Annotated in this window: 1 protein-coding gene; it reads right to left on the bottom strand. The window is 58.4% G+C overall.

The window, feature by feature from the left end:
- Positions 1–352: 352 nt before the first annotated feature.
- Entirely contained in the window at positions 353–2,200 is a 1,848-nt protein-coding gene (locus H5U08_RS15490; protein ID WP_297035052.1) for a hypothetical protein, read from the bottom strand.
- Between the last annotated feature and the right edge of the window lie 354 nt (positions 2,201–2,554).

Raw genomic sequence — 2,554 nt, 5'->3', positions numbered from 1 at the left:
TTTCAGTACGCCATCGTCCCGGCGGCGGGCGAACCCCGAGGCATCCGGGCCAGTGACTCGCTGCGCAAACTGATACCGCCCGGATTCACTACACCGGTCACACGGCCGGATGAGGCCTTCCATCTATCATACAGCCAAAAGAAAGATACACCTGTTGAAAAAGACAGAAAATAGCGCCTGCCGGGCGCGGTGTGGCGCATTGCACTCCCAAATCGTCCCTGGGAGGCAGTCATCGATTGACGAATCGATCGCGCTTTTTCAGTCGGGAGCCCCCACCAGCAAGCCGCGATGTCGCAGGGTTGCGATTGACCTCGTGAAAGGCGCTCTGGTGGCCGCAGTTTTCAGACACTGTTCACCGGGCGGGGTCAAGCACCGCTCTTAGCCATCCCCCTGTGGTTTCCAGGTGCGTGACGACGAGCGGCCCGGCTTTGGCCCACTGGCCTTCCAGCTTGATGGGTTCAATCGTGATTGTTTCCCGGAAGATTTTTTCGAATCGCCGTTCCAGCAGGCTGCGGATGGTCTGTTGCCGCACGGAGAGGCGATCCCGCTCCGGGTCGAAATTGGGAGGTAACACAGTCAGCGGACCTTCGCGGACAAGCCGGATCTCGGGCCCTTTGTCTCCGGTGCCGGATTCAATGCGATATGTGGCGCGGACGTCCATACCGGGATAGGCCCGGTCGCCGCGCCAGTAGGTTTCCCCGCGAAATTCCACGACCAGCCGCCCGTCCGCGAACGTCACCGCGATGGGCCGGCGTGCAGCGAACCGTACGGTCCAGGGCTCTTCCCCTTCGTCTCGCTTGAGTTCCTCGGGGACACGTCCCAGGAGATCCTGGGCAAGCTGCTGGAGGCGTTCCTCCTTGAGAATCATTCCGCCCAGAAAACCCTCCGCGAGATTGTTAAACCAGGTATGGTGAACCCGGAGGGCGATGGCACCATCTTTCGCCACTTCAGGGGGAGCATCGGCCGCTCCCAGGCCACCGTGCCCAAGCTGCAGAACCCTCATGCTCAGCTCGTCCTCGGACGTGCTTAGCTGCCATTGCGGGAAAAGGCTTCGGTCGAGAAGGGGTTGCCGAACACGGGTCTGGTAGCGCTCGGCCGCTTTTTCCAATTGCGGGTCGGCCTCGCTGTCAACGCGACGTTCCACACGGCGTTCTGCCTTTCGCGCAGCTTCCCATTCGGCAGCACTCTTCTGTTTGAATGTTCGCCGCCACGCAATGCGTTCCACACACGCGCTATTGCATGTCACGTCCACATCCTGGATGTCACTGTGGGTTGTGGCGGAGCAGGTTGCAGGTTGGAAGGACAAACCGTCCGGACTAAACGCCACCAGCTTGCGCGCGGTGAATGGAGTCACCGATTGCGAGTAGATGCGTGCCGGTCCGTTAAATCCGACGGTGTCTGAATGAATGGTTCCCTGAACCACGATCGCCATCAGAGCCCGATCCGGAGAGGGGACGAGTTCCAGCGAGCGTTGTCCCACAATATGCCCTTTTCCTCGCACATCGGTCCCCAGAATGATTTCGCGGACATCCTCCGTGACATCGACCGGTTCGGCAAATGCGGACGCGAGAAAATTCTCTTTGACTCGGACAAAGGCGTTCGGCTGGGCGAAAGCATCGCGAACAGCCGCCCGCAGCTCTGGCGCCTGCCCGGCCAATTCCAGCCAGTCCAGGAGATCCTGAATCGTCAAGGCCACATGGGGGTCCTGTGACTGTTGATACTCGATAAGGGCTTTTTGAAGGTTATCGAGCACGGCGTGGTAGCGGCCTTCGATGCTCGCATCACCAACAGCTCGGGAAAGCGCCACATAGCGCTGAAGGGCCCGACGAACGTCTGCGAAGCAGGTTAATTGCAAACCCTCATAACCGGCAGCGAGTCGCGAGTACACTTCCTCGAGTGGCCGCAAATCGGGCGAGTCTTTTGCAAGTTCTGCCTTGAGAACGGTCCACTGGAGGTATTTCTTCCAGCCCTCGACTTCCGGGCCGGCCCTTTCGAACCGAGCCTCCAGGCGTGCGACAGCCGCCTCCAAATCCTTTCGTGCGGTTGTGACATCTTCTTTCGTGATCGGCCGAAATTGTTTGGCTGCTTCCGCGCAGAGCGCTGTCCAATCGGGAATCTCGGCAACCAAAAAGCGGGGCTGCCCTAGCACGACCGCCAGAACCAGCAACGCGGCAATCCAGGCAAGTTTGGTCCTTTTCACCGTCAGAGACTCCTCGTGGAATAGTTTACCTTCGCTCGATGCCCATTGATCCACCAAATGAATTATGGCTTCGGCGTGGCTGCTGCTGGAGTGGAGATCAAAACCTGTCTCAAAACGCAGCCGCCACAGCCCCTCGGCCCGATCCCCGCCCAAGCAGGAGTAACCCTCTGCACGGTTGCTGTTGTTTTATCTTTACTGACCGAAAAAGTCAACTTGTATTGGCTATTCTTCGCTTTTGTGTGATTGGTTGCAATTTGGCGACATTGTGTGTTTAATCTAATGTTTCATGTTTTCAGCTTGGGTGTGTTACGCAAACTGTACGGAATGGTGCACCAGGGACGGTTGTAGGACGAC

The sequence above is a fragment of the Thermogutta sp. genome (genome assembly GCF_014359955.1).
In the GTDB taxonomy this organism is placed as follows: Bacteria; Planctomycetota; Planctomycetia; order Pirellulales; family Thermoguttaceae; genus Thermogutta.
The sequence above is the reverse complement of the archived record's forward strand: the minus strand, read 5'-3'. Positions and strand labels throughout refer to the sequence as shown.